2 protein-coding genes are annotated in these 2,019 nt (G+C 45.8%); one reads left to right on the forward strand and one right to left on the reverse strand.

Annotated elements, in window-relative coordinates:
• On the forward strand, nucleotides 1-1,398 hold a 1,398-nt coding region (locus A3738_RS16240), incomplete at its 5' end, for a gamma-glutamyltransferase family protein (protein WP_068763729.1).
• Nucleotides 1,399-1,402: 4 nt separating this feature from the next.
• On the opposite strand, the gene A3738_RS16245 is transcribed toward A3738_RS16240, so the two are convergent.
• Nucleotides 1,403-2,019: pseudouridine synthase (locus tag A3738_RS16245; RefSeq protein WP_156504306.1), on the reverse strand; the 617-nt coding region annotated here is incomplete at its 5' end.

Genomic DNA, 2,019 nt, shown 5'->3' on the forward strand with positions numbered 1-2,019 from the left:
GAAACCGCACCATTAGACGCAGAAAAAGATTTATTCCTCAATAAAGATCAAACCCAAATGGGTTTTTTCGATGCAGTTGTGGGAGGCAGATCTGTTGGCACTCCCGGAACAGTTGCAACGCTATGGCACATGCATCAAAAAGATGGAAGCCTACCGTGNGCTAGACTCTTAGAGCCTGCAATTAGTATCGCAAAGGAAGGTTTTATCGTCAGCAACAGAATGGCGCAGTCGGTGCAGCGAGACCAAGATCGCTTATCAACTCACCCAAGCACAGCGGCTTATTTTTTACCCGAAGGAGAGCCGCTTTCAGCAGGAACCAAATTAGTAAACCCTGAGTACGCAGAGACGCTAACCACACTCGCACAACGCGGCGGAGAGTATTTCTATCATAAAGACTTCGCAGTCGACATCGTTAACGCGGTTCAAAGCGCGAATAACCCAGGCTTACTTAGTATCGAAGATTTTAAACAATACAAAGTCATTGAACGTGTACCTGTTTGTCACACATTTATAGAACATCGTGTTTGCGGCATGGGAGCACCTAGCAGCGGTGCGATCACAGTAGGCCAGATTCTAATGACAAGCGAAGCCGCTGGTTTAATCGATTACCCGCCAGAGTCGCCTCAAGCATGGCATGTCATCGCAGAGTCAACGCGCCTAGCATTCGCCGATCGCGCTTTGTACATCGCAGACCCAGCTTACTTCGATGTACCCAGCTCATTATTAAATGAAGAATATATTTCGGAACGAGCGTCACAGGTCAATACATCGAAGAAAAGTCCAACGCTGACAGCAGGCTCTCCTTTCAGTGACAAGATCGCGCTAAGTACGGGAATAAATGTAGATCAACCATCTACCACGCATTTCGTGGTGGTCGACAAGTCAGGCAACATCATAAGCAGCACAAGCACCATTGAAAATGCTTTTGGCTCTCGAGTGATGGTCAAAGGATTTCTTTTAAATAACGAACTCACCGACTTTTCTTTCAAATTTGAGAACGATAAAGGCCTCATCGCCAATCATGTAGAAGCTGGTAAGAGACCGCGTTCATCGATGGCACCAACTATCGTATTCAAAGGTGATACACCAGTTCTAGCCATCGGCTCTCCAGGTGGATCAAGAATCATAAACTACGTAGCAAACTCACTTATACGGCTCTTAGCGTGGGGACAGCCTTTAATCGAAGCGATCAACGCACCTCATATCAGCAACCGTTATGGCGACATGGATATTGAAAAAGATGCTTGGTCCGATGAGGACATTTCCGCCCTTAAAAACTTGGGGTACAAAGTAAATCAAAGAGATCTGAATTCGGGTCTACACGCTGTACAAATTAGAAAAGACTTGCTCAAAGGCGCAGCAGATAAGCGTCGCGAAGGTAGCGCGAACGCACGATAACGGATTATAAGAAATCCGGCTCATCAATAATCTCGTGCTTAACACCATGCAGTTCGAAACTTAGTGAGCGAGAATGTAAGTAGCAACGGTCTGCGTCTTCACCACCATAGCGCTTATCGCCAAGTATTGGACTGCCCAGCGACTTACACATCACTCGAAGTTGGTGCGTTTTCCCAGTCTCTGGCCACAAGTAAAACAGCCAATTATCGTGATGCTTATGTGCCTTAAATCTCGTTACTGCGGGGTTTTCGAAGGTCCTCACCAATTTGTAGCTACCGCCACGTGCCTTTGTCATATCACCTGACACGAGACCTTGCTTTTTCTTTGGTTTTTTTGGGCTTAGGGCGAGGTATTCTTTCTTGATCGTTTTGTTCTGAAACAAAACAGAAATATCTCTATTTACTTGTGGCCCCTTAGCAAACAACATTAAGCCGCTTGTAACACGATCTAAGCGATGGACTGGGTAAAGTTGATCGTCATTAAAGTGAGATCGCACTGATTCAACAAAGCCAATTTGAGTCTCGCCGTTATCATCTAACTCAGTGTGGAAACATACGTTCGCAGGTTTTGAAAGCGCAATAAAATCCGCGCTTTCAGTGATCACTTTCATTCGGACCACGC

The organism is Oleiphilus sp. HI0066, assembly GCF_001635725.1.